Source organism: Spirillospora sp. NPDC049024 (genome assembly GCF_040649235.1).
Lineage (GTDB): Bacteria > Actinomycetota > Actinomycetes > Streptosporangiales > Streptosporangiaceae > Spirillospora.
In genome coordinates this window covers 69,838-93,814 of sequence record NZ_JBEZFD010000014.1, presented here as the reverse complement: position 1 = coordinate 93,814, position 23,977 = coordinate 69,838, and the positions used below count along the sequence as shown (strand labels likewise).

The 23,977-nt window shown below is 73.4% G+C and carries 24 protein-coding genes; 17 read left to right on the top strand and 7 right to left on the bottom strand.

Annotation, left to right across the window (positions count from 1 at the left end):
• The first annotated feature begins 27 nt into the window (after window positions 1-27).
• Both AB0C21_RS25485 and AB0C21_RS25480 read left to right on the top strand, forming a co-directional pair.
• Window positions 28-1,722, top strand: coding sequence for a proline--tRNA ligase (locus AB0C21_RS25485; protein ID WP_500207443.1), 1,695 nt, complete (start codon window positions 28-30; stop codon window positions 1,720-1,722).
• A gap of 42 nt (window positions 1,723-1,764) precedes the next feature.
• Entirely contained in the window at window positions 1,765-3,408 is a 1,644-nt protein-coding gene (locus tag AB0C21_RS25480) for an ABC-F family ATP-binding cassette domain-containing protein (RefSeq protein ID WP_500207441.1), read from the top strand.
• A 105-nt stretch (window positions 3,409-3,513) separates the two neighbouring features.
• Here the strand turns inward: AB0C21_RS25480 and AB0C21_RS25475 are convergent, their stop codons facing one another.
• A complete protein-coding gene (locus AB0C21_RS25475; RefSeq protein WP_149261147.1) occupies window positions 3,514-3,906 on the bottom strand; it encodes a hypothetical protein in 393 nt (130 codons plus the stop codon).
• Window positions 3,907-4,134: 228 nt separating this feature from the next.
• On the opposite strand from AB0C21_RS25475, the gene AB0C21_RS25470 reads away from it, so the two are divergent.
• The 6 genes from AB0C21_RS25470 to AB0C21_RS25445 are packed head-to-tail and all read left to right on the top strand — an operon-like array spanning window position 4,135 to window position 9,303.
• Entirely contained in the window at window positions 4,135-5,106 is a 972-nt protein-coding gene (locus AB0C21_RS25470; protein WP_500207440.1) for an NAD-dependent epimerase/dehydratase family protein, read from the top strand.
• 53 nt (window positions 5,107-5,159) lie between these two features.
• On the top strand, window positions 5,160-6,317 hold the full coding sequence (locus tag AB0C21_RS25465; RefSeq protein ID WP_500207439.1) for a glycosyltransferase family 4 protein: 1,158 nt from the start codon (window positions 5,160-5,162) through the stop codon (window positions 6,315-6,317).
• Between the two features lie 10 nt (window positions 6,318-6,327).
• Window positions 6,328-7,053 (top strand): hypothetical protein, encoded by a 726-nt coding sequence (locus AB0C21_RS25460; RefSeq protein ID WP_500207437.1) that lies wholly within the window; start codon window positions 6,328-6,330, stop codon window positions 7,051-7,053.
• Window positions 7,050-7,403, top strand: a complete 354-nt coding sequence (locus AB0C21_RS25455; protein ID WP_149261150.1) for a hypothetical protein — start codon at window positions 7,050-7,052, stop codon at window positions 7,401-7,403. The genes AB0C21_RS25460 and AB0C21_RS25455 overlap by 4 nt, the downstream gene beginning before the upstream one ends.
• Window positions 7,403-8,518, top strand: coding sequence for a glycosyltransferase family 4 protein (locus AB0C21_RS25450; protein WP_500207435.1), 1,116 nt, complete (start codon window positions 7,403-7,405; stop codon window positions 8,516-8,518). The genes AB0C21_RS25455 and AB0C21_RS25450 overlap by 1 nt, the downstream gene beginning before the upstream one ends.
• Window positions 8,515-9,303, top strand: coding sequence for a hypothetical protein (locus tag AB0C21_RS25445; RefSeq protein ID WP_500207434.1), 789 nt, complete (start codon window positions 8,515-8,517; stop codon window positions 9,301-9,303). The genes AB0C21_RS25450 and AB0C21_RS25445 overlap by 4 nt, the downstream gene beginning before the upstream one ends.
• Here AB0C21_RS25445 and AB0C21_RS25440 read toward each other — a convergent pair.
• The 4 genes from AB0C21_RS25440 to AB0C21_RS25425 form a co-directional block, all read right to left on the bottom strand.
• Window positions 9,300-10,613, bottom strand: coding sequence for a serine hydrolase domain-containing protein (locus AB0C21_RS25440; RefSeq protein ID WP_500207433.1), 1,314 nt, complete (start codon window positions 10,611-10,613; stop codon window positions 9,300-9,302). The two genes, AB0C21_RS25445 and AB0C21_RS25440, sit on opposite strands and share 4 nt — an antisense overlap.
• 88 nt (window positions 10,614-10,701) lie before the next feature.
• Complete coding sequence (locus AB0C21_RS25435; protein WP_500207432.1) at window positions 10,702-11,223, bottom strand: YceI family protein; 522 nt, start codon at window positions 11,221-11,223, stop codon at window positions 10,702-10,704.
• An 88-nt stretch (window positions 11,224-11,311) separates the two neighbouring features.
• The gene (locus AB0C21_RS25430) at window positions 11,312-11,542 is read right to left on the bottom strand and encodes a DUF6158 family protein (protein WP_500207430.1); all 231 of its coding nucleotides are present in this window, start codon (window positions 11,540-11,542) and stop codon (window positions 11,312-11,314) included.
• A 34-nt stretch (window positions 11,543-11,576) separates the two neighbouring features.
• Window positions 11,577-13,175 (bottom strand): bifunctional phosphatase PAP2/diacylglycerol kinase family protein, encoded by a 1,599-nt coding sequence (locus tag AB0C21_RS25425; protein WP_500207429.1) that lies wholly within the window; start codon window positions 13,173-13,175, stop codon window positions 11,577-11,579.
• A 140-nt stretch (window positions 13,176-13,315) separates the two neighbouring features.
• Here AB0C21_RS25425 and AB0C21_RS25420 point away from each other — a divergent pair, with 140 nt between their 5' ends.
• The 7 genes from AB0C21_RS25420 to AB0C21_RS25390 all read left to right on the top strand — a co-directional run bounded on the left by AB0C21_RS25420 (window position 13,316) and on the right by AB0C21_RS25390 (window position 20,349).
• Window positions 13,316-14,287 carry an ABC transporter permease gene (locus AB0C21_RS25420; RefSeq protein ID WP_500207428.1) on the top strand — a complete coding sequence of 324 codons (972 nt, stop codon included), beginning with the start codon at window positions 13,316-13,318 and terminating at the stop codon, window positions 14,285-14,287.
• Window positions 14,280-15,071, top strand: coding sequence for an ABC transporter ATP-binding protein (locus AB0C21_RS25415; protein ID WP_500207426.1), 792 nt, complete (start codon window positions 14,280-14,282; stop codon window positions 15,069-15,071). Before AB0C21_RS25420 ends, AB0C21_RS25415 begins: the two co-directional genes overlap by 8 nt.
• A 180-nt stretch (window positions 15,072-15,251) precedes the next feature.
• Window positions 15,252-16,652: an ABC transporter substrate-binding protein gene (locus tag AB0C21_RS25410; RefSeq protein WP_500207425.1), complete on the top strand. Its 1,401-nt coding sequence runs from the start codon at window positions 15,252-15,254 to the stop codon at window positions 16,650-16,652.
• A 14-nt stretch (window positions 16,653-16,666) separates the two neighbouring features.
• Window positions 16,667-17,737, top strand: coding sequence for an ABC transporter ATP-binding protein (locus AB0C21_RS25405; RefSeq protein WP_500207424.1), 1,071 nt, complete (start codon window positions 16,667-16,669; stop codon window positions 17,735-17,737).
• Window positions 17,734-18,678, top strand: a complete 945-nt coding sequence (locus AB0C21_RS25400) for a carbohydrate ABC transporter permease (RefSeq protein WP_500207422.1) — start codon at window positions 17,734-17,736, stop codon at window positions 18,676-18,678. The genes AB0C21_RS25405 and AB0C21_RS25400 overlap by 4 nt, the downstream gene beginning before the upstream one ends.
• Before the next feature lie 239 nt (window positions 18,679-18,917).
• On the top strand, window positions 18,918-19,775 hold the full coding sequence (locus AB0C21_RS25395; protein ID WP_500207421.1) for a carbohydrate ABC transporter permease: 858 nt from the start codon (window positions 18,918-18,920) through the stop codon (window positions 19,773-19,775).
• Between the two features lie 52 nt (window positions 19,776-19,827).
• The gene (locus AB0C21_RS25390; RefSeq protein ID WP_500207698.1) at window positions 19,828-20,349 is read left to right on the top strand and encodes a YbhB/YbcL family Raf kinase inhibitor-like protein; all 522 of its coding nucleotides are present in this window, start codon (window positions 19,828-19,830) and stop codon (window positions 20,347-20,349) included.
• A gap of 51 nt (window positions 20,350-20,400) precedes the next feature.
• Here the strand turns inward: AB0C21_RS25390 and AB0C21_RS25385 are convergent, their stop codons facing one another.
• A complete protein-coding gene (locus tag AB0C21_RS25385; protein WP_500207420.1) occupies window positions 20,401-20,904 on the bottom strand; it encodes a MarR family winged helix-turn-helix transcriptional regulator in 504 nt (167 codons plus the stop codon).
• Window positions 20,905-20,986: 82 nt separating this feature from the next.
• Here AB0C21_RS25385 and AB0C21_RS25380 point away from each other — a divergent pair, with 82 nt between their 5' ends.
• Entirely contained in the window at window positions 20,987-21,676 is a 690-nt protein-coding gene (locus tag AB0C21_RS25380; RefSeq protein WP_500207419.1) for a hypothetical protein, read from the top strand.
• A gap of 54 nt (window positions 21,677-21,730) precedes the next feature.
• Here AB0C21_RS25380 and AB0C21_RS25375 read toward each other — a convergent pair whose 3' ends face one another.
• Entirely contained in the window at window positions 21,731-22,705 is a 975-nt protein-coding gene (locus AB0C21_RS25375) for an ArsR/SmtB family transcription factor (RefSeq protein ID WP_500207418.1), read from the bottom strand.
• 59 nt (window positions 22,706-22,764) lie between these two features.
• On the opposite strand from AB0C21_RS25375, the gene AB0C21_RS25370 reads away from it, so the two are divergent.
• Window positions 22,765-23,973 (top strand): MFS transporter, encoded by a 1,209-nt coding sequence (locus tag AB0C21_RS25370; RefSeq protein ID WP_500207417.1) that lies wholly within the window; start codon window positions 22,765-22,767, stop codon window positions 23,971-23,973.
• The last annotated feature ends 4 nt before the right edge of the window (window positions 23,974-23,977 follow it).

Here is a 23,977-nt window from a genome sequence, read left to right as displayed (position 1 = left end):
TCAGGTCACCTTCGTTACCCTCGCGGGATGCGCTGGTCCCAGATGTTCGCGCCCACGCTCCGCGAAGACCCCGCCGAGGCCGACGCGCCGAGCCACCGGCTGCTGCTGCGCGCGGGGTACGTCCGGCAGCTGACGGCGGGCCACTACTGCCTGCTGCCGCTGGCCGTGCGCGTCCGAGCGAAGATCATCCAGATCGTCCGCGAGGAGATGGCGGCGGTCGGCGCGCAGGAGATGCTGCTGCCGGCGCTGCACCCGGCCGAGCCGTGGAAGCGGTCGGGCCGCTGGGATCTCATCGGCCAGGAGCTGTTCCGGCTGCGCGACCGGCGCGGCGCCGAGCACGCCCTCGGCCTCACGCACGAGGAGATCTTCGCGACGGTGGCCCGCGAGCTGAGCTCCTACCGGCAGCTGCCGCAGCAGTGGTACCAGTTCCAGACGAAGTTCCGGGACGAGCCGCGCCCCAAGGGGGGCCTGCTGCGGACCCGCGAGTTCACGATGAAGGACGCCTACAGCTTCGACGTCGACCAGGCCGGGCTGGACGCCTCGTTCGAGGCCTACCTCGGCGCCTACACGCGGATCTTCGAGCGGCTCGGCCTGCCGGCGCTGGCGTGCGAGGCGTCCAACGGCACCATGGGCGGCTCGGACTCCACCGAGTTCATGTGCCCGGCCGAGGTCGGCGAGGACCTCGTCGTCCGCTGCCCGGCCTGCGGCTACGCGGCGAACATCGAGCGGGCGACGTCGGCGCTGCCCGCCGCGGCGGACGGTCCGGGGCCGGACGCGCCCGAGCGCTTCGACACGCCGGGCGTCCGCACGATCGAGGACCTGCTGGCGTACGGCGCGCCCGCCGACCGGCAGATCAAGACGCTCGTCTACGTCCTGGACGGCGCGCCGACCCTCGTCCTGCTGCGCGGCGACCATCCGCTCAACGAGCAGAAGCTCGTGGACGCGACGGGCGCCACGGAGATCCGCGCCGCCGAGCCCGGCGAGATCCAGGAGACCCTCGGCGCGCTGCCCGGCAGCCTCGGCGCGGTCGGCGCGGCGCCGCCCGTGATCGCCGACGAGGCGCTGCGGGGCCGCCGCGACATGTTCACCGGCGCCAACACCGACGACGTCCACCTGCGCGGCGTCGACGTCGGCCGCGACATCGAGGTCGGCGCCTGGGCGGACCTGCGCGAGGTCGCGGAGGGGGAGCCCTGCGTCCGCTGCGGCGGGGCGCTGGAGGTCCTGCGGGCGATCGAGGTCGGGCACATCTTCAAGCTGGGCGACCGCTACTCCCGTGCGCTCGGCGTCGAGGTACTGGACGCCGGAGGCCGATCCGTCCCGGTGGTCATGGGCAGCTACGGCATCGGGATCGAGCGCGCGATGGCCGCGATCGTGGAGACCCACCACGACGAGCGCGGCATCGTCTGGCCGGCGGCGGTGGCGCCGTTCCAGGCCGCCGTCGTGATCGCGCAGTCCGACGACGCCGACGTGGCCGCGGCGGCGGAGGAGGTCTACGCGGGCCTGTCCGCGGCGGGCGTCGAGGCGGTGATCGACGACCGCGCCGAGCGGGCGGGGGTGAAGTTCCGCGACGCCGAGCTGACCGGCGTCCCGTTCCGCGTGACCGTGGGGCGGCGCGGCCTCGCCGAGGGCGTCGCCGAGGTCACGACCCGCGCGACCGGCGACACCGCCAAGATCGCCCTGGGGTCCGTGGTGGAGCACGTCAGGTCGCTGGTCGCCGGTTAATTCGATTGACGGCCCGGTGGGGCCTTCCCGAGACTCGGCGGCATGGGACACGTCGAGGTGGGCCACGTCGGCCATGTGCTGCCGGACGGGCGGATGCTGCTCGACGACGTCTCCTTCCGGGTCGGCGACGGCGTCACGGCCGCCCTCGTTGGCCCGAACGGCGCAGGGAAGACGACGCTTCTGCGCCTGATCGCCGGTGATCTCACGCCGCAGTCCGGGACCGTCGCGCACAGCGGCGGAATCGGCGTCATGCGTCAGTTCATCGGCAGCGTGCGGGACGGCTCGAACGTGCACGACCTCCTGCTGTCGCTGGCCCCGCCCCGGGTGCGGGAGGCGGCGGCCGCGGTGGAGGCGGCCGAGCTGGCGATGATGGAGCGCGATGACGAGCCCACCCAGCTCCGCTACGCCACGGCCCTCGCGGGCTGGGGCGACGCCGGCGGCTACGAGGCCGAGGTGCTCTGGGACGCGTGCTGCGTCGCGGCCCTCGGCGTCCCCTACGACTCGTGCCGGTGGCGCGAGGTGCGCACGCTGTCGGGCGGCGAGCAGAAGCGGCTCGCGCTCGAAGCCCTGCTCCGCGGCCCCGACGAGGTCCTCCTGCTGGACGAGCCCGACAACTACCTCGACGTCCCGGGCAAGCGGTGGCTTGAGGAGCGGCTTCGGGAGACGCCGAAGACCGTCCTGCTGGTGTCGCACGACCGCGAGCTGCTCGACCGCTCGGCCGACCGGATCGTCACCGTGGAGGCGTCCCGCGTGTGGATCCACGGCGGCCGCTTCGCCACCTACGCCGCCGCCCGCCGCGACCGCAACGAGCGGCTGGAGGAGCTGCGCCGCCGCTGGGACGAGGAGCACGCCAAGCTCAAGGAGCTGGTCAACAGCCTGCGGGTGAAGGCCGCGGTGAACGACGGCTTCGCCTCCCGCTACCGCGCGGCGCAGACCCGGCTGCGCAAGTTCGAGGAGGCCGGGCCGCCCGAGGTCCCGCCCCGCGACCAGAACCTGAAGATGCGGCTGCGCGGCGGCAGGACCGGCAAGCGCGCGGTGGTCTGCGAGAACCTCGAGCTGACCGGCCTGATGAAGCCGTTCGACACCGAGGTCTGGTACGGCGAGCGCGTCGCCGTCCTGGGCTCGAACGGCTCCGGGAAGTCGCACTTCCTGCGCCTCCTGGCGGCCGTCGCCGAGACGCTGCCGCGCGGCGCGACGCCGGTGCGGCCCGTCGCGCACACCGGCGTGGCCCGGCTGGGCGCGCGCGTCGTCCCGGGGCTGTTCGCGCAGACCCACGCCCGTCCGGATCTGGCCGGGCGCACCCCGTGCGAGATCGTCATGACCGAGCACGCGCGGCTGCGCAACGACGCGATGAGCGCGCTCACCCGCTACGAGCTCAACGTGTGCGCCGAGCAGCCCTTCGAGACGCTCTCCGGGGGCCAGCAGGCCCGGCTGCAGATCCTGCTCCTGGAGCTCGGCGGCGCCACGCTGCTCCTGCTGGACGAGCCGACCGACAACCTCGACCTGGCCAGCGCCGAGGCCCTCCAGGAGGGCCTGGAGTCCTACGAGGGGACGGTCGTCTCGGTGACCCACGACCGCTGGTTCGCCCGCGCCTTCGACCGCCACCTGGTCTTCGGGGCCGACGGCACGGTCTACGAGTCCGCGGAACCGGTCTGGGACGAGACCCGCGTGGCCCGGCCCCGCTGAGCGGGCCGGGCGGTCTCCCCCGTCGGGGCCGAGCGTCCTCCGGCCGGGCCGGGCCGGAGGGTGAGGGGGCTGGGGGCCCGTGTGCGGTCCCCAGCCCTCGCCCGACTAGCAGTGGCGGACGCGTCCCTTGATGACCCTCACGTAGGCGCCGGAGACGTAGTTCTTGGGGCTGCTGTAGCCCAGGCGGTACCAGACCCGGGTGTGCCGGACCCGCTGGCCGCGCGTCCAGCACTTGATCTTGAAGCGCTGCCCCGGCCTCAGGAAGCCGACCCGCTTGGAGCGCATGGTCGGCCTCGTCCGGATCGCCAGCCGGTGGCGGCTGATCACCACGCCGGTGGCGTACTGGTAGATGGCGACCTGCTGGGCGGCGGGCGCGGCGGGCGCCGACGCGACCGTCGGCTCCGGCGGAACCGCCGCCATCGCGGCGCCTTCGCCGGCGAGGCCCGTGCCGACGACGGCCGCGAGCGCCACGGTTGCGAACCTGTGGGACTGTTTCACGAAGTCTCCCCCCAAAGCCTTCCGAACTGAACAACACCCTCATCCCCCTCCGCAATCAATCGATAACTCTAAGTAGTGACAAGAGAGGCTCGGGGTTGTTCCATCGGCCATGCCGTTCGGTCGCACGCCGCGTCTCCGCCGAGCCCCGGCATGTCCCGGCGGTAAGTCCCGTGTGAGCAGGGACGAGAGCCCTGTCCCGGTTCGGGGGCTGCCGGATAGGGTGCCCGGGTGCGAGTGGTGGTCACTGGTGCGGCGGGGTTCATCGGGAGCCATGCCGTCGACGCGTTCTCGGGGGCGGGGCACGAGGTGCTGGCCGTCGACGCGCCCGAGCGTTCGCTGAGTCCGGCCGTCGCGCGGCGGACGTGGGCGAAGGTCGCGGCCGGGCCGGGGGTGGTCGCCGCCGAACTCGACCTGGCGGTGGACGATCTCGACGCCGTAGCGGCCGCGGACGTCGTCGTGCATCTGGCGGGACGTCCCGGGGTGCGCGACTCGTGGGGGCCCGGCAAGGCGGTCGTCGAGCGGGACAACGTCGCGGCGACCCGCCGGCTTCTCGCGGCCTGCGCGCGGCGGCCCCCGCGGCTGCGGCCGAAGGTGGTCGTCGCGTCCAGTTCGTCGGTGTACGGGTCGGCGGGCCGGCGGCCGAACCGGGAGGACGATCCGCTGCGGCCGGCCAGCCCGTACGCGGTCAGCAAGGCGGAGGTCGAGCGGCTCGCCCGGCTGGCCGCCCGGAGCGGGCTGCGGACGGTCCTGCTCAGGTACTTCTCGGTCTACGGGCCCCGGCAGCGGCCCGACATGGCGTTCCACCGGTTCGTCGAGGCCGCGCTCGACGGGCGCCCGCTGCCGGTGTTCGGGGACGGACGCAGCTCCCGGAGCTTCACGCACGTGCGGGACGTGGTCGCGGCCACGCTCGCGGCGGCGGCCGAGGACCTGCCGCCCGGCATCGCCGTCAACGTGGGGCACACCGAGCACGTGGCGGTCCACGACGCGATCGCGATGCTCACCGGCGCGCTGGGCGTCCCGGCGCAGATCCGGCGCGAGACGCCCGTGGCCGGGGACGCCGCGCGCACCTGGGCCGACACGTCCCGCGCCCGGGAACTGCTCGGCTGGACGGCCGCGACGGGCCTGGCCGACGGGCTCGCCGACCAGATCGCCTGGCACCGCGGGCTGCGGGCCGTGCCGGAGGAGGCCGCGGTCGGATGAGCGAAGGCCCGACGAGGCACGCTCCTGCAGAGCACGCACCTGTTGAGCACCCGATGAGGCACCGCGCGGCGTACGTCGCCTTCGACCGCTTCCCGTCCAGCAAGGGATCGGCCGTGCACATCGCGCAGATGGCCGACGAGCTGTTCGCGCGGTTCGGAGGCGGGCTGCTCGCCGCGATCGGCGGCGGCGACCTGCCGCGCTACCAGCGGGAGGGGACGCGGGAGGTCGCGCGGTTCGACGCCGCGGTCCCGAACCTGATCGACCGGGCCGAGGCGTTCTCCGGCTGGGTCGCGGCGCACCTGCGGCCGCACTGGGAGACGCTGGAGGTCTGCCACGTCCGCGACCCGTGGAGCGCGCTGCCCGCGGTCGCCGACGGGCGGCATCACAAGGTCGTTTACGAGGTCAACGGGCTGCCGTCGATCGAGATGAGCCACACCTGGCCCTGGGCCGCGCCCGCCACGCTCGGCAAGATCCGCGAACTGGAGCGGTACTGCCTGGAGCGCAGCGACGCGGTCGTGGTGCCGTCGCGGGTGATCGGCGACGCCGTCCGGGGCCTCGGGGTGCCGGAGGAGCGGATCCACCTCGTCCCCAACGGCGCCGACGTCGTGGACAGGCCGGACCGTCCCGCCGACGCGCCCGAGCGGTATCTCGTCTACGTCGGCGCGCTCCAGCCCTGGCAGGGCCTGGACGTGCTGATGCGCGCCTTCGCGCGGCTCGCCGACCTGCCCGGCCTGCGGCTGGTGGTCTGCGCGTCCGTCCCGGAACGGCGGGCGAAGCCGGTGCGGCGGCTGGCCGAGCGCCTGGGCGTCGCCGAGCGGGTCGACTGGCGGTTCGCGCTGCCGCACCACGAGGTCGCCGCGTGGCTGGCGCACGCCGAGGTGTCGGTGGCGCCGCTGACCGGCTGCGCCCGCAACCTCGACCAGGGCTGCGCGCCGCTGAAGGTGATCGAGTCGATGGCGGCGGGCGTCCCGGTGGTCGCCTCGGACCTGCCCGCCGTCCGCGAGCTGATGGCGGACGGGCGGCACGGGCGGCTGGTGCCGGCGGACCGCCCCGCCGAGCTGGCCCGGGCCGTCCGGATCCTGCTGGAGTACCCGGAGGAGGCCGCCGCGATGGGGCGGAGGGGCCGGACGCACATCGAGGAGGGCCTGACCTGGACGCGCTCACGCGCCCGGCTGGCCGAGGTCTACCGCACGCTCACACCGGGCCGATAGGTGGTTCGCCATGTTCTACCGTAAGCAGAAGGCCGCCATCAGGCGGTTCCATCCGCTTCACCAGACGCTGACCTTGGAGCAGGTCTGCACCGTCTCGCTGCGGCGGGACGACTGGGAGCCGGTGATCCAGAGCCTCGCGCAGCACGGCGCTCACATTCGGCGGAACAAGTGGCGGCTGCACGAGCGGGTCGCGGGCGTGCTCGTGCCGCTGCTGCGGGTCCTGGCGGCCGACATGCCGCCCGACGGGGTGCTGTCGGTGGCCGCGGACATGCGCGGGTCGCGGGTCCCGGAGAAGAACGGCCCCAAGCAGGACCTGCCCTCGCGGCCCCCGATCTCGATGCTCAAGCAGTGGTACGCGCTCGACCCGTGGCTGCGGATGCGGGCCGAGCTGCGGGACGGCAGCGTCGTCGAGGTGACGGTCACCGACCGGGTGCGCAACCGCAGCTACAACAAGCGGAACGTGCGCGGGAAGGTCAAGATGAAGCACAAGACGAAGACGGTGCAGTTCGTGCGCGTCACCCGGCGGCTGGCGAAGGACGCGGTCGTCCAGCAGCCGCCCTCCCCGCCGCCCGGCTGGGTGAAGGTGCAGGTCAAGCAGGGCAAGCGGCCGGTGATCCGCGCGAGCGCGAAGTTCCCCGGGCAGACCAACACGGGCCTCGTGGACCGGATCCTGCAGGTGTCGACCGAGCCGTTCCGGTGGACGCCCCCCGGCACGGCCGCGAGGAGGACCAAGTGAACCGCTGCACCGTGACCACCGGCTTCTTCGTGCTCGGGCGCTGCGGCCAGGCGGCGGTGGCGGCCTGCCCGCGGTGCGGCAGGCCCGTCTGCGGCGCGCACGCCGGGCCGAACGCGCTGTGCCCCGAGTGCGCGGCGGCGCAGGGGTACGGGACGCAGGACCCGCACGACCCGGCCTGGGCGGGCGGGTACCGGCGCCAGTACTACCGGAGCAGCTCGCAGGCCTACAACGACGGCTACTGGTACTCCTCGTTCGACGAGTACGACCGGGGCGCGTTCAACCCCGGCGACGACTACTCCTACGGCGGCGACTGGGGGCCGGACGAGGACACCGGGTTCGTGGACAGCTGATGCCCCGCGTCCTGTGGATCACCGAGCACTACCCGCCGAGCCAGGGCGGCATGGCGCAGTCGTGCGACCGGATCGTGCGGGGACTGCGCGGCGCCGGGGCGGAGGTCGACGTCGCCCATCTGACCCGGCGGTCGCGGCCGTGGGGCGTGCGGCGCGAGCACGGCGGGAGGCTCATCACCGCGCCGCTCGGGGACGACTCCGAGCACGCGCTGCGCCGCCTGTGGACGACCATCACCGCCGAGAACCTCACCGGCTACACCCATGTGGTGGCGTTCGGCGGCGTGCACGCGATGCTCGCCGCGCCCGTGCTGTCCGCGCTGCTCGGCGCGCCGCTGGTGACGCTGCTGCGCGGCAACGACATCGACGTCGGCGTCTTCTCGATGCGGCGGCGCGGCGTGCTGGCCGACGCGCTGCGCGCCTCGGCCCGCGTGTGCGTCGTCGCCCGCTCGCACGCGCCGCTGGTGCGGGCGCTCGTCCCGGACGCGGCGGTCGCGTTCGTCGCCAACAGCGTCGACACCGCGCAGTGGCGGGTGCTGCCGTCCGAACGCGAGCGCGGCAGGGCGTGGCGGGAGGAGAACGTCGCCCCCGGACGCCGGACGATCGGGCTCATCGGCCAGCTCAAGGTGAAGAAGGGCGTCGGCTTCTTCCTGGAGGCGCTGGCGGCGTCGCGCCGCGCCGACGACTTCCACCTGCTGCTCGTCGGCGAGGTCGAGGAGTCCGTGCGGGAGCGGCTCGCGGACGGCGACGTCCCGCACTCGTTCCTGCCGTTCCTGGAGCGCTACGACCTTCCGGCCGTCTACGCGAGCTGCGACCTGGTCGCGCTCCCGTCGTTCTACGACGGGATGCCGAACGTGGCGCTGGAGGCGGCGGCGCTCGGCGTCCCGCTGCTCGCGTCGGACGCGGGCGGGCTGGCGGACGTGGCCGACGACGAGATCGGGTTCACCTTCCCCGCGGGCGACCCGCACGCGTGCCGGGCGGCGATCGACCGGGCCTCGCGGGCGGGCGGCGAGGAGCTGGCCAAGCTCGGCGCGGCGGGCGCGGAGCGGATCCGCCGCGACTTCACCCCGGCCGCCGAGACCGCCGGCTATCTGGCCGTCCTCGACGAGACCCGGTGATCGTCTGCTTCGCGGCCGGTGACGGGCTGGGGCATCTGACGCGGCTCCGGGCCGTCCTGCACACCCTGCGGCGGGAAGGGCCGGTCACCGTCGTGACCGGGTCGCCGTTCGCGGCCGACCCGCGCGTGGCGGGCGGCTGGCGCGTCGTAGAGAGCGCCGACCTCGCGGCCCTGCGGCCCGACGAAGTGATCGTGGACGCGTTCCCGGCCGGGCTGAGGGGGGAGCTGGTCCGCCTCCCGCCCGGGGTCCCCACGACGCATCTGGCGAGGCTCCTGCGCTGGGACGCCTACCGGCCCCTGCTCCCCGCCGACCCGGTCCGCTTCGACCGCACGTACGTCCTGGAGGAGCTCGACCCCGCCCACGACGCCTACCTGCGCACGGTCTCGGACGAGGTCGTCCCCCTGGCGCTCGCCGATCCCCCGTCGGAGCCGGTCGACGTCGCCGGTTGGCTCGTCGTGCACAGCGGGCCCGACGCGGAGACGCTCCAGCTCGTCGCCTACGCGGAGGACATGGCGTCCGCCGAACGGGTCCGTCCGCCGATGACCCTGGTGTCGCCCGCGCGGCCGGACGGCCTGCCGCCGCACGTCGCCCATCTGGACGTCTACCCCGCCGGCGTCCCGGGCCCGGACGTCGAGCGGATCATCACCGCGGCGGGCTTCAACGCCGTCCGCCAGTTCGCGCCCTGGCGGGACCGGCACCGGATGATGCCGTTCCCGCGCAGCCTGGACGACCAGTACACGCGCGCGGCCCGTGCCAGAGGCCGGGCCGCGCTGGAAAGCGGCTAGAAGTAGGAGGAGGTCAGGTCGCCCGCCGGCCATGTCTTCACCGCGTTCGCGGCCTTGTGCAGCAGCGAGTCGATGTCTCCGTAGTTCGCCGCGTCGCCCTCCTGCCGCTGGTCGAACAGAACCGCCCACGTCAGGCCGTCGTACCGCCGGACCAGGAGCGTGTACGTCCCGGGCAGGCTCCCGTTGTGCCAGGTGTTGCGGCCGCCGGTCACCGGGCGCACCTGCCAGCCGCAGCCGTAGTACCAGCCGTCGGCGTTGACGCCCGTCTCCGGCTTGGCGAACGCCCGGCTGATCGACGCCGAGGTCAGCACGGACGTCCCGCCGTCGTAGACGCCCGCGAGGCGGGTGAGGTCCATCGCGGTGGCCAGCCAGCCGCCGTGCGCGTCCATGTTCTCCAGGTTGAACGCGCCGTACGGGTAGGCCACCTTCGTGCCGCTGTTGTCGAAGACGGTGGTCCCGGTGTAGCCCGAGTGGTACGGGACCTCGCCGGTGGCCTTGGTGAGCGTCCTGCCCAGGCGCATCCGCGTGATCTTGCGCGGCGCGAGCACGGTCTGCCGGACGTAGTCCTCGTACTTCCTGCCGGTGGCCTTCTCGATGATCCGGCCGAGCAGCAGGTAGCCGTAGTTGGAGTAGGCGTACCGCGTGCCGGGCGCGTGGTCGAGCTCGCGCGCCGACGCGTACTTCATGATGTTCGCCTTCGACACCGGCAGCGCGACGCCGAGCGCCTTGGCGATGGCCGCGTCCTGGAACATCGGGTCGGGCGTGATGTCGCGGTCCCAGCCGCCGAGGTGCTGCAGCAGCCGCAGGACGGTGACGTCCTTGAGGCGCGGATCGGCCGTCGTGGGGAGCCCCAGCAGGATCGCCGCCCGGTCGGTGAGCTTCAGCTTCCCGTCCTGGACGAGCCTGAGCACCGCCGTCGCCGTGACGGGCTTGGAGATGCTGGCGATGCGGAACGGCGAGGTCGGCTGCGTCGTGAACGCGCCGTCCTCTGCGTAGGTGTACCCGCGCGACAGGACGAGCCTGCCCTTGCGGACGACGGCGAGCTGCCCGCAGGGGATCTCCCGCTCCTGCATGAAGCTCTTGAGCGTCGAGTCGAACCCGCCGAGGCCGGTGAGCGCCTTGCCGGTCACCCGCCAGGTGCGGGCCGCCGCTGCCGCCCGCGCCGTCCTGGCCGACCCGGAGGCGCCGGCCGAGCAGCCGGCGAGCAGCGCCGGCGCGGCCACCAGGCCCGCCGCCTTTCCGAGGTCCCTCCTGCTCAGCTCCGCCACCGCGGCCCCCTGAAGATCGACTGACCGGAATGCGATGATCATGCACCCTAGTGCAATTTGATCTTCAGGGGCCGGGAAACGCGGGCGCGGGCACCCGCGCCGGGGCAGGGCTTACCGGGTCTACCGGGGTCTACCGGGGAAGGCGGACGTCGAACTCGACCTCGACCTCGTCGGCGAGCCGGAGCGCGCCGAAGAACGCCGAGTACGGCTTGATGCCCCAGCGGGTCTGGTCGACGGTGACGCCGCCGCGCACCCGGTCGCCGTCCCGGGACGCCGTGAGCCGCACCGGCTTGACCCGTCCCATGATCGTGAGGTCGCCCTCGACGGCGTCCTCGCCGATCGCGGTGGAGGCGAATTTGATCTCCGGGTACCGGTGGACGTCCAGCACCTTGCGCAGGTTCTTCACGATCTCCGCGCGGTCCTGGTCGGTGAGCGGCTTCACGCCGCCGGTGCCCTCCCGCACCTCCAGCCCGTCCACCCCGACGGTGACCTCGACCGACGACGCCTCCAGGGGCTCGCGCGCCTCGACCGCCGCCGACCACCGCGTGGCCTCGATGACCAGGTCGTGCCCGGCGCGCCGGCCGAGCCCGCTGCGCCCCGTCCGGACGAGCAGCCGCCCGTCCTCGGGTCCGAGCTCGAACGATCCGTCCATGTCCTCCACCCTGCCACTCGGTTCCGGGGGCGCTCCCCCTCGGGGCGGGGGGCGGCACTCGGCGCGGGCCCCCGCGCGCCGGACGCCGTCAGCGGGCGCGGGCGCCCTCGCGCAGCCGCTCGGGGTCGATCTCCCGGCCGGGACGGCGGCGCAGGTACTCGGCCTCCAGCTCGTTCATGCGGCGCGTGTGCTCGCCGTAGGCCTGGTCGGCGGCGTGCCGGAGCGCCTCCAGCCTCGTCTCGTACAGGTGGCCGAGCTCACGGAACAGGTCGTCGTCACTGAGGTCGCCGGGCGCGACTCCCAGATCACGGCTCGTCATCGTGTGATCCCCTCCTTCGCGGGCGTCCCCTGCCTTACCCGGGCGCCGGGGCCTGAACCGTGAACACCCGCAGGGCGCGGGGGTGCTTGCCGAACCGCACCGCGGGCGGCAGTGACGCCACCTCGCCGTCCCGCGCCAGCCGCAGCTCCCCGGCCGGCGAGATGAGCTCCATGCCGGTCGTCCGCCACGAGCCGTACCCGGGGGTGACGTGCAGGTGCCCGGCGAGGACCGCGGCGACCGCGCGGACGCGGGGCACGCGTCCGCGGGTGGTGACCATCCGGACGTCGAGCCGCCCGTCGTCGAGGCGCTCGCGCCAGGTGGGCGCGGCGCCCCGCGAGCCGTAGACGCAGTTGCCGACGAACGCGAGCCAGACGCGGCGGCGCCTGCCGTCCACCATCAGCTCGACGGGCTCGGAGCGCCGCAGCGTGCGGACGGCGGCGACGGCCAGCGCGGGCCACTTCCCGATCCGGCGCTCCAGCCGGACGCGGCGGTCGACCATCTCGGTGTAGGCGCCGAAGCTCGCGGTGTTGAGGAAGACCTGCTCCGCCCCGTCCCCCGCCTTGGCGGCCATCGGGGCGACGTAGGAGACGTCGGCGCGGCCGATCCTGCGCTCCCGGTAGGCCCTGATCGCCTGGGCCGCGGTCTCCACGCCGAGCGCGCGGGAGAAGTGGTCGAACGTCCCGCCGGGGACGACGAGCAGCGGAACGCCGTGCTCCAGCGCGGCCCGCGCGGCGGCGTTCACGGTGCCGTCGCCGCCGACCACGGCCAGCACGTCGGCCCTGTCGGCGGCCTCGGCGCAGGCCTTGTCGAGGTCCGCGTCCGGCTCCAGCCGGACGACCTCCGCGGCGGGCAGCTCGCCCTCCAGCATCGCGACCGCGATCTCCGCCCGTTTCGGAAGGATGCCCGCCTCCGCCTCGCCGACGGGGCCCGCGCCGAGGTTGACGACGGCCACCACGCCGCGCCCGTCCGGGGCGATACGGACGTCCTCGTCCCCGGGCTCGGCCGGGGCCACGCGGGCCACCGGGGGGCGGGCGGGCCACACCAGCCGGGTGCCGAGCCCGGCGAGGGCGCCGATCCCGAGGCCCGCCAGCACGTCGCCCGGATAGTGGGCGCCGGTGTAGACGCGGGAGAACGCGACCGCCGCGGCGGTCGCCGCGACCGGCACGGCCACCGCCCGCGGGGCCTCCAGCGCGACGCCGGCCGCGAACGCGGCCGCCGAGGCCGAGTGCCCGGAGGGGAAGGCGTGCGAGGTCGGCAGCTTCCACCGGATCCGGATCGGGGGGACGAGGTCCACGACGGGCCGCCTGCGGCGGAACGCCTGCTTTCCGGCGATGTTCACGGCGGGGCTCGCCACGGCGATCGCGATGGCCCCCCGCAGCGCGGCGCGTCGCAGCCGGGGCCGTCCCGCGATCCCCATCACGCCGGCCGTCGTGAACCACAGCACACCGTGGTCGGCGAACCGCGAGAGGCGCGGCAGGACGTACTCCAGACCGGGCAGCCGGGCCGCGGCCACCTGGTCGAAGGCCCACCGGTCCATCCGGCCGAGCCTGCGCAGGAGGGCGACCCGGTTCGGCCAGGGGCGATGCTCCTGGGCCTGCCGCGACCGGCGCCGGGTGACGGACCGTGACGGCACGGAAGTGCGCCGTGAGTGGTTGACGCGCATGACCGGGGTATCCCCAGGGAGGCCGACATGATTCCGTAAAGATCTCAAATCGGGGGTCACATGCGGGCGAACGTCACTGCGGACTCAGCGACTGCAATAGGCTTCGCGACATGAGTCACCCGGAACGGCTCGGAAGCCCGGGTGGCGAGTCGGTCGGGACGATCGCGGAGCCTCCTCACGTGAACGGGACCCTGGCCGACTACGCCGCACGATACGGGCTGAGGCAGAGCGCTGCGCGCCCCCCGCTTCGCAAGTACATCCAGGATGTGTGGGCTCGCCGGAACTTCATCTGGGCGTTCGCATCCGCCAAGAACATCTCGATGTACACCGACTCCCGGCTGGGTCAGGTCTGGCAGCTGCTGACCCCGCTCCTCAACGCCGGGGTCTACTACCTGATCTTCGGTCTGCTGCTGAACACCAAGCGCGGAGTGCCCGACTTCATTCCCTTCCTGGTGACGGGCGTCTTCCTGTTCGGGTTCACGCAGCGGTCGGTCACGTCGGGCGCCAAGTCCGTCGGCGACAACCTGTCGCTGATCAGGGCCCTGCACTTCCCGCGCGCCACGCTGCCGCTGGCGATCGCGATCGTCGAGTTGCAGCAGCTCCTGCTCGCCCTGGTCGTGCTGTTCGCGATCGTGTTCGGGTTCGGCGAGCCGATCGGCCCCGAGATGCTGCTGTTCGTCCCGGTGGTCGCGCTCCAGCTCATGTTCAACGTGGGCATCAGCATGGTCATGGCGCGGCTCGGGGCGTTCAACCGCGACATCACCCAGCTCCTGCCGTTCGTCATGCGGACCTGGCTCTACATGTCCGGCGTGATCTTCAGCCTGCCGTCGCTGATGAAGCCGGGCAGCCGGCTGGCCGAGTACCCGTGGCTGGGCGAGCTGCTGCAGCTCAACCCGGCGTACGTGTACGTGGAGCTGAGCCGGCACGTCCTGCTCGGCGAGTACCGGTCCTATGTCGGGGGCCTCGCGCACGCCACCCCGACGGGGCAGCTGTGGCTCTACGCGATCATGTGGGCCGCGGTCATGCTGGTGGGCGGGTTCCTGTACTTCTACCGTGCCGAGGAGCGCTACGGCCGTGGCTGACACGAAGGTCCGCAGGACCGCCGACATCGACCCGACCCGGGAGCCGATCGTCGTCGTGGACGACCTGCACATCGTCTACCGGGTGTACGGCGCGGGCGGCAAGGGCAACGCCGCGAGCGCGTTCTCCCGCATCCTGCGCCGCAAGCACCGCCCGTCGATGACCGAGGTCCACGCGATCAAGGGCCTGTCGTTCGTCGCGTACCGGGGCGAGGCGGTCGGCATCATCGGCACCAACGGCTCCGGCAAGTCGACGCTGCTGAAGGCGATCGCCGGGCTGCTGCCCCCGCACCGGGGCGGCGTCTACACCGACGGGCAGCCGTCCCTGCTGGGCGTGAACGCGGCCCTGATGAAGGACCTCACCGGCGAGCGCAACATCGTCCTCGGCTGCCTCGCCATGGGCATGTCCCCCGCGGAGACGAAGTCCAAGTACAAGGAGATCGTCGACTTCGCCGGGCTGAAGGAGGGCTTCATCCAGTACCCCATGCGGACGTACTCGTCCGGCATGGGCGCCCGCCTCCGGTTCGCGATCGCCGCGGCCAAGACCCACGACGTGCTGCTGATCGACGAGGCGCTCGCCACCGGCGACGCCAAGTTCCGGACCAAGAGCAAGCGCCGCATCGACGAGCTGCGCAAGGACGCCGGCGCGGTGTTCCTGGTCGCGCACCAGCTCGACACGGTCAAGGAGATGTGCGACCGCGTCATCTGGATCGACGAGGGCCGCATGCACATGGACGGCGACCCCGAAGAGGTCGTCGCCGCCTACATCGAGGCGACCGGCAAGTAGCGCGCCCGGCAAGCGGCGCGGCCGCAAGTGGCGCGGCCGCGCGAACCGCACACGGTGCCGGTGAGCACATTGTGACGGACGTCACTGTAGTGACGTAGAGTTACCCGATCGTCGCTGGATGAGACGGGCTCTCCGATCTACCGTCGAGGGGAGACCCCCTCAGCGGCGAGGAGAGCCCCCATGTCCGAGCGGCTCAGCAGACGCGGCTTCCTGTCCTCAACGGTCCTCGCTGCGGGCGCGTCCGGTCTCCTGGCGGGATGCGCCAGCGAGACCAGCGGCCCGCAGGCGAAGGACTCCGGGAAAGCGCCGAAGGAGGTGTTCACCTCCCCCGCGAAGAAGCTGGGCGGCTCGCTCAGCATCCTGATGTGGAGCCACTTCGTCCCCCGGCACGACAAGTGGTTCGACGGGTTCCTCGCCGACTGGGGCAGGAAGGTCGGCGTGGACGTCCGGGTCGACCACATCAACACCGTGGACGTCCCCCGCCGCGCCGCGTCGGAGATCCAGGCGGGCCGCGGCCACGACCTGATCCAGCACATCGCGCCGTTCTCGCAGTACGAGCCGTCCGTCCTGGACATGACCGACCTCGTCCAGGAGGCGAACCGGCGGTGGGGGAAGCAGCTCGAACTGTGCCGCAAGTCGAGCTACAACCCGAACACCCGGCGCTTCTACGCCTACTGCCCCGGCTGGTCGCCCGACCCGGGCGACTACCGCAAGTCGATGTGGCAGCAGGCCGGGATGCCGAACGGGCCCGGGAGCTGGGACGACCTGGTGCGCGGCGCGGCGGAGATCAAGCGGCGGACCGGGGTGCCGTGCGGCATCGGCCTGTCCCCCGAGACCGACTCGAACATGGCGGCGCGGGCGCTGCTGTGGTCGTTCGGCGGGTCCGTCCAGGACCAGCACGAGAAGGTCGTCCTGGAATCGGACGCGACCGTCGCGGCCGTCGAGTACATGGCGCGGCTGTTCCGGGAGGCGGAGACCAGCGAGGTGTTCTCCTGGACGCCCGCGTCCAACAACCAGGCGCTCATCGCCGGCAAGTCGTCCTACATCGTGAACTCGATCTCGGCGTGGCGGACGGCGATGGGCACCAACCGCAGGATCGGCGACGACATCTTCTTCGTCCCCGCGCTGCGCGGCCCGAAGGCGGCGCTGGCGGCGCAGCACGTGATCCAGCAGTGGATCGTCCCGAAGCACGCGGGCAACCCCGACGCGGCCAAGGAGTTCCTGCTGCACTACACCGCGAACTTCCCCTCGGTGTCGTACCACTCGGAGCTGTACGACCTGCCGGGATGGCCGTCGATCGTCCCGCAGCTGAACGGCTGGCTCGACGACGACCCGTGGGGCGCGAAGCCCGCGGACAAGCTGGCGCTGCTCAAGACGGCGACGTCGTGGAGCGCGAACATCGGCTACCCGGGCCCGTCCAACCCGGCGATCGGCGAGGTCTTCAACACCAACGTGCTGCCGACGATGTTCGGCCGCGCCGCCCGCGGCCAGGCGTCCCCGCGGCAGGCCGTCGCGGAGGCGGCGGACCGCGTCGACGCGATCTTCAAGAACTGGCGCGCCCGCGGCCTGGTGGGCGGCTGACCGCCGTGCACACCGTGGAGGTGAAAGGGCTGGTCAAGACCTTCGACGGGCAGCTGCGGGCCCGCCGGGGGCGGTCGCGCGGCGCGGTGGTGCGGGCCCTGGACGGGGTCGACCTGGCAGCGGAGCCCGGCGAGTACCTGGTGCTGCTCGGACCGTCCGGCTGCGGGAAGACGACCCTGCTGCGCACGATCGCGGGCCTGGAGCAGCCCACCGAGGGCGAGGTGCTGATCGGCGGCGACGTGGTCAACGGGCTCCCGCCTCGGGTCCGGCAGATCGCGATGGTGTTCCAGTCGTACGCGCTCTACCCGCACAAGACGGTGCTGGACAACATCGTCTTCCCGCTCCGCGCGGAGGGGATGGCCCGCGACGAGCGGGAGCGCAAGGCGAAATGGGCCGCCGGACTGCTGGACATCGAGCCGCTGCTGCGCCGCAAGCCCCGCCAGCTGTCCGGCGGTGAGCGGCAGCGGGTGGCGCTGGCGCGCGCGCTGGTCCGCGACCCGGCGGTGTTCCTGCTGGACGAGCCGCTGTCCAACCTCGACGCGAAGATGCGCGCGACGGCGCGGGACGAGCTGAAGCGCTTCCAGGAGCGGGTCGGGACGACCACCGTCTACGTCACCCACGACCAGGCGGAGGCGATGGGGCTCGGCGACCGGATCGCGGTGCTGGAGCGCGGCCGCGTCCGGCAGGTCGGGACGCCGCAGGAGGTGTACGACGACCCGGCCGACACGTTCGTCGCGACGTTCATCGGGTCGCCGCCGATGAACCTCGTCAGGCGCGACGGGGTGCTCGTGGGGTTCCGTCCCGAGCACCTGCTGCCCGCCGAGAACGTCGTGTCCGGGCCGCGGCTGGTGATGCCGCTGGCGGTCGAGCGGATTGAGTACCTGTCCGGGGACCGCCACGTGTACGGGACGGTCACCGGGATCGGCGAGGAGACCCGCGTGATCGCACGGCTCCCCGCCACCGTGGAGACGCCCCTGGCCGCCGGGGAGGTCCGCGAGTTCGCGGTGCCGGCGGACCGGCTGCGGTTCTTCGACGCCGCCGGCGGGACCCGCACGGCGCCCGTGCCGGTCGGGGAGACGCCGTGACCGGGGCGCGGACGGACCCGGAACCGCGGACCGAGGCGCCCGCGAGGCCGCCGGCCAGGGCGGGCCTCGCCGACCGCGAGGGGTTCCTCGCCTGGGTGATGCTGCTGCCCTCGGTGGTCTACATCGTCGCGCTGGTCGGCGTGCCGTTCCTGCTGGCGGTCGCGTTCGCCTTCTCGGACGTGACGACCGGCGACCCCTCGTTCGACCTCGTCGGGACCCGCAACTTCCAGGAGGTCCTCGCGGACGGCGTGTTCTGGCGGGCGCTGCGCAACACGCTGGTCTTCACGCTGGTCAGCATGGTGCTGATCGTGGTGTTCGGGAAGATCCTCGCCAACGTGCTGGTGGCCGACTTCCACGGCAAGTGGTTCGTCCGGTTCCTGGTGCTGCTGCCGTGGACGACGCCGGTCGCGCTGTCGACGATCTCGTGGCTGTGGTTCCTCGACTCGATCTACTCGCCGGTCGACTGGGTGCTGCGCCATCTCGGGCTGATCGACGCGAACGTGGTGTGGCTGGGCCGTCCCGGCACCGCGATGGCGTCGGTGATCGCGGTCCAGACGTGGCGGCTGACGCCGCTGGCGGCGGTCATCGTGATGGCGGGGCTGGTCGCGATCCCCCGCGACATCGACGAGGCCGCGCGGATCGACGGCGCCGGGTTCTGGCGGCGCATGTTCGAGGTGACGATCCCGCTGACGCTGCCGGTGATCGCGGTCGCCGGCCTGTTCGGCGCGATCATGACGTTCACCGACATGACCGTCCCGTACGTGCTGACGCGGGGCGGCCCGACGCACTCGACCGACGTGCTGGCGTCGTGGGCGTACTTCCGCGGCATCGAGGGCGGGGACGTCGGCCAGGGCGCGGCCATCGCCCTGTTCCTGTTCCCGCTGCTGCTCGCGGGCGCCGTCGCGATCCTGCGCGCCGTACGGCGGTTGGAGGCCGGATGAGGGCACGGAGCGAGCGCAGCGAGCGGAGTGCCCTCATCCGGCGGCTGTTGCCGGGGGGTGTGGGGGGTCGCCCCCCACAAGGTGAACAGCTGAGGGCACGGAGCGAGCGCAGCGAGCGGAGTGCCGTCATCCGGCGGCTGTTGCCGGGGGGTGTGGGGGGTCGCCCCCCACAAGGTGAACAGCTGAGGGCACGGAGCGAGCGCAGCGACCGCAGCGGGGGCCTGGCGGGGGACGTGGGGGTGTTGCGGCGGCGGTATGCGCGGCGGCATGTGGCGGCGCGGGCGGGGGTGTACGCGGCGGCGGTGCTGGCGGCGCTGGTGTGCGCGCTGCCGTTCCTGTGGAGCGTGGTGAGCGCGTTCAAGCAGAACCAGGACCTGTACGACCCGGAGAGCGATCCGTTCTTCTTCAACAAGCCGGCGACGCCCGACCATGTGACCTTCCTGTTCACCGACACGCCGTTCCTGACGTTCGTGGTGAACACGCTGGTCGTGGGGGCGGTCGTCGTGGCGGTCACGCTGGTGCTCGCGCTGCCGGCGGCGTACTCGCTCGCGCGGCTCGACCGCCCGTGGGGCACGCCGATGGGCATCGCGATCTTCCTGGTGTACCTGGTGCCGCCGTCGCTGCTGTTCCTGTCGCTGACGCGCGTCGTGGTGGCGCTGCACCTGGAGGACACCCTCTGGTCGATGATCGTCGTCTATCCGACGATCACGGTCCCGGTGTCGGTGTGGCTGCTGATCGGGTTCCTGAAGGCCGTCCCGAAGGACGTGGAGGAGCAGGCCATGGTGGACGGTCACAGCCGGCTCGGCGCGTTCCTGCGGGTCGTGCTGCCGCTGGTCTTCCCCGGGATCGTCGCGGTGGTGGTGTTCAGCTTCACGCTGACGTCCAGCGAGTTCGTGTACGCGCTCGCGTTCGTGTCGGCGAGCCCGGAGATGGTGGTCAGCACCGGCGTGCCGACGCAGCTCGTCCGGGGGGACGTGTTCTTCTGGCAGTCGCTCCAGGCGTCGACCGTCATCACGGCGGTCCCGATCGCGTTCCTGTTCAACCTCTTCCTCGACCGCTTCGTCACCGGGTTCACGATGGGAGCCGTCAAGACGTGACGGCCCCTGGTAGAGATGGGGTGTCACGATGATCCTGATGGAGGAGGTCGCCATGGCCGGCAAGCCCCCGCTCCCGCACGAGCACCTGCCCGAGGTCCCCTCGTTCACCGTCGCCAGCGACGACGTCGCCGAGGGCGAGCGGCTCGCGGACCGGCACGTGTTCGACGACTGGGGCTTCAGCGGCGGCAACGAGTCGCCGCACCTGCGCTGGTCCGGTTTCCCGGCGGAGACGAAGAGCTTCGCGGTGACCTGCTACGACCCGGACGCGCCGACCGGCAGCGGCTTCTGGCACTGGTCGCTGTTCGACATCCCCGCGAGCGTCACGGAGCTGCCCACGGGCGCCGGCACCGAGGACGCCAAGGTCGGCGTGCACGCCCGCAACGACTACGGGACCAAGGCGTTCGGCGGCGCGGCCCCGCCGCCCGGCAACCCGCACCGGTACGTCTTCACCGTGCACGCGCTGGACGTGGAGTCGCTCGGCCTCGGCTCGGACACCTCCCCCGCCGTCGTGGGCTTCAACATCACCGCCCACACCCTGGCGCGCGCCACGATCGTCGCCGAGTACGGCGTCTGACGCCGCCCGCACTTCGAGGCCGCCCCGGATCCCGGGGCGGCCTCGCGCGTCTCATCCCGCTCGCCGCCCCGGCCTGAGGCGCCGGAAACCGGGGTGGACGCCCTTGCCGAGCCCCTGCTGCTCGGCGACGCGCTCCAGGAGCGCCTTCACCTGCCGGTGCTCGTCCTCCGACAGCGCCTGGCAGATCTCCTTCTCGTGCGCGGCGCCCGCCTCCGCGAGCCTGCCCAGTAGGGCGAACCCCTCCTCGGTGAGGTAGAGCGCATAGAGGCGCCGGTCCTCGGGGTTCCGGCGGCGCTCGATGATGCCCCGCTCCTCCAGCTCGTCCGCGAACGGGACGAAGCGGCTCGGCGGCATGCCGAGCCGGTCGGCGAGTTCCCGCTGGCTGCGCCCGGGGGCGCCGGCCAGCATGCGCAGCAGTCCGGCCTGCGGCGGCGTCAGGTCGAGCTCCGCGACCCGCTCGGCGAACCGGCCGGCCGCGTGCGCGCCGAGCTGGGCCAGCAGGAACGCCACACCCACCGGGGCCTCGGGACGGTCCTCCCCACCATTCATACCCATGTGTACATGATAGCTGCTTGACAATCGTTCCACTTTGTAATCATTATCGAGTGTATAGCGATGAACCGACCGAGGAGAGATCATGACCACCGCACCCGCTCCGGAGCGCTCCGCGCCGCCCCGCCGCCGCCCGCAGTCCGGGCCGCCGCTGCTCGTTCCCGTCCTGTCCTTCGCCGCGCTGACCGTCGGCTACGTGATCGCCAACCGCGCCACGCCGCATCCGGACGCCACGGGCGCCGAGGTGCTGCGGTACGCCCAGGAGCACGGCACCGCGATCAGGGCGGGCTCCTGGCTGCTGCTGGCCTCGGCGATCCCGCTGGCGCTGCTGGCCGCCGTCCTGTACCGCAGGCTGCGCGCGCTCGGCATCACCGCGCCGGGCTCGGCGATCACCCTGGCCGGCGGGCTGCTCGCCTCCGTCGCGCTGGCGCTGAGCGCGATGGCCGCCTGGACGGGCGGGCGGCTGCCGGGCGACGCGAGCCCCGCCCTCGCCCGCGCGCTGGCCGACCTGTCGTTCCTGGCCGGCGGCCCCTTCTACGGCGCGGGCTTCGCGATGCTCGTGGCCGGGGTCTCGGTGACCGGGCTGCTCGCCGGGCTGCTGCCCCGCCCGCTCACCTGGATCGGGCTGGCGCTGGCCGCCGCCGGGATGCTGTCCACGCTGGCCCTGCTGGCCGACGGGTTCGCGCCGCTGCTGCCGGTCATCCGGTTCGGCGGGCTCCTGTGGCTGGTGGCCGCGGCCGCGCTGCTGCCCCGCACCAGGCGGAAGCGTGCCTGACCGCCCGCGCCGCAGGCGCTCCTTCGAGGCCGTCCCGGAACCTCCGGGGCGGCCTCAGTCCGTTCCGGTGAGGACGTCCCCCACGGCCGTGCGGCGGTAGAGGACGGAGCGGCCGCTGCGCTCGCGCGTGACCAGCCCGCACCCGCGCAGCACCGCGAGGTGGTCGCCGATCCCCCCGACGCTCATCCGGAGCCTGGCGCTCAGCCACGTGGTGGTGGCGGGCTCGGCGAGCCTGCGCAGCAGATCGGCCCGCGTGCGGCCCACCAGCTTGGCGAGGGCGTCCTCGTCGCGCGGCTCCCGGCTCTCCCAGAGCGCCGCCACTCCCCGGGCCCGGTACATGAGCGTGTACGGCCAGTCCTGTTCGAGCGCCGCGCCGAGTTCGGAGAAGACGACGGGCACGAACGTCAGCCCGGCGCCGCCGAGGCGGTAGGTGGCGTCGGCGTGGATGTCGGCCTCGATGACGCCGTCCCGCCAGCGCACCTGGCGGGACAGGCCGTCCAGCGCCGCCGCCCAGCCGTAGGCGGCCAGGCGTCCCGCGCGGTGGACGATGTCGCGCTCCAGGATCGAGCGCAGCACGGCCCAGTCCGGTTCCAGGAGGGCCCGCCAGGCCCTCTCCAGACCGGCGGCGAGCCGCTCGACGACGTCGGGCGCGTCCAGCACCTCACGGACGGCCGCCTCCGGCTCGGGCAGCCCCTCCAGGTTGCGGGCGATCTCGCGGCGGGCCTGGTCGAGCGGCGTCGCCCGCACGGTCACCAGCTGGTCGGCGACCGTCAGGTTCGGGCGGGCGGGCGGCGGGACGACGAAGTCGGCCATGTACCCGTGCGGGCGGCGCAGGAAGGCCAGCGCGCGCAGGGCCGGGTCCCCGGCGACCTCCCGGTACGCCGGGCGGACCCGCTCCACCCAGGGTCCGAGCGGCCCGACCGGCATCCGCCCGGCGAGCACGCCGAGCGCGCTGTGCACCTCGATCAGGGGTGCGATCCCGAACCGGCTGGCCGCGAGGTCCCCGGGCCCCACCACGATGCGATACATGTTTCGCTCCTCCCCGAAACATTGTCCAGGACGGGACCGCCGGCCGCAGAGTCTCCGCCATGACCGCTCCAACCATGACCTCCCCTCCCGCGGCCCCCGCGCGGTACCGCGACGTCTTCGGGGTCCCCGAGTTCCGGACGCTGTTCTCGCTGCAGACGCTTCAGGTGGGCGGCGACTCGGTCCGGACGATCGCGCTCTCGGTCCAGACGTTCGAGCGGACGGGCTCCCCCGTCGCGGCGGCGCTCGTCTTCGCCGCCGGGATGCTCCCGTACGTGGTCGGCGGCGCCCTGCTGCTCTCGCTCGCCGACCGCGTCCCGCCGCGGCGGCTGCTCACCGGCTACCACCTGCTGCGCCTCGCGGTCACGGCCGTCCTCGCGGTGGGCGGGCTCCCGCTCCCGGTGGTCATGGCGCTGCTCGTCGCGGTGGGGCTGTTCGCCCCGGTCGGCGGCGCGAGCGTCCAGGCCCGGCTCCCCGCCCTGCTCCCCGGGGACGGCTACGTGCTCGGGCGGTCGCTGTTCACGATGACCAGCGCGGGCGCGCAGATCGCCGGCCAGGCCGCGGGCGGGCTGCTGCTGTCGGTGCTCACCCCGGGCGGGACGCTCTGGCTCTCCGCCGCCGGCGCGGCCCTGGCCGCGGGCCTCGCCCGCTTCCGGCTTCCGGACACGCCCGCGGCGGTCCGGGCCTCGTCCACCGGGGCGGCGCGGGCGACGTGGCGGACCAACCGGCTCCTGCTGGGCCGCCGCACGACCCGCGGGCTGCTCCTGGCCGGCTGGCTGCCGATCTCCCTCTCGGTGGGGGCGGAGGGGGTCGCGGTCCCGTACGCCGGAGGGCTGGGACGCCCCGACGCGGCCGGGCTGCTGCTGTCGGCCGCGGCGGCCGGGATGCTCGCGGGCAATCTCGTGGCGGGCCGCTGGATCCGTCCGGACCTGCGGGAGCGGCTCGCGCTGCCGCTGGCCGCGCTGACCGGTGCGCCGCTGCTGCTGTTCGCCTTCGAGCCGGGCCTGGCGGCGGCGTGCGGGCTGATGGCGGCGGGGACGTTCGGGCTCGGCTACGAGCTGGTCGTCCAGCGCCGGCTCGTGGACGCGGTGCCGGAGGAGATCCGGGGGCAGACGATCGGCCTGTACGGCAGCGGGCTCATGACCGGCCAGGCCGTCGGGATCGGCATGGCGGGGGCCCTGGGCGAGGTCCTGGCGCCCGGCCACGTCATGGCGCTGTGCGGCGCGGCGACGCTGCTCGCCTGCCTGTGCCTCGTCCGGCCTCTGCGCTGAAGGG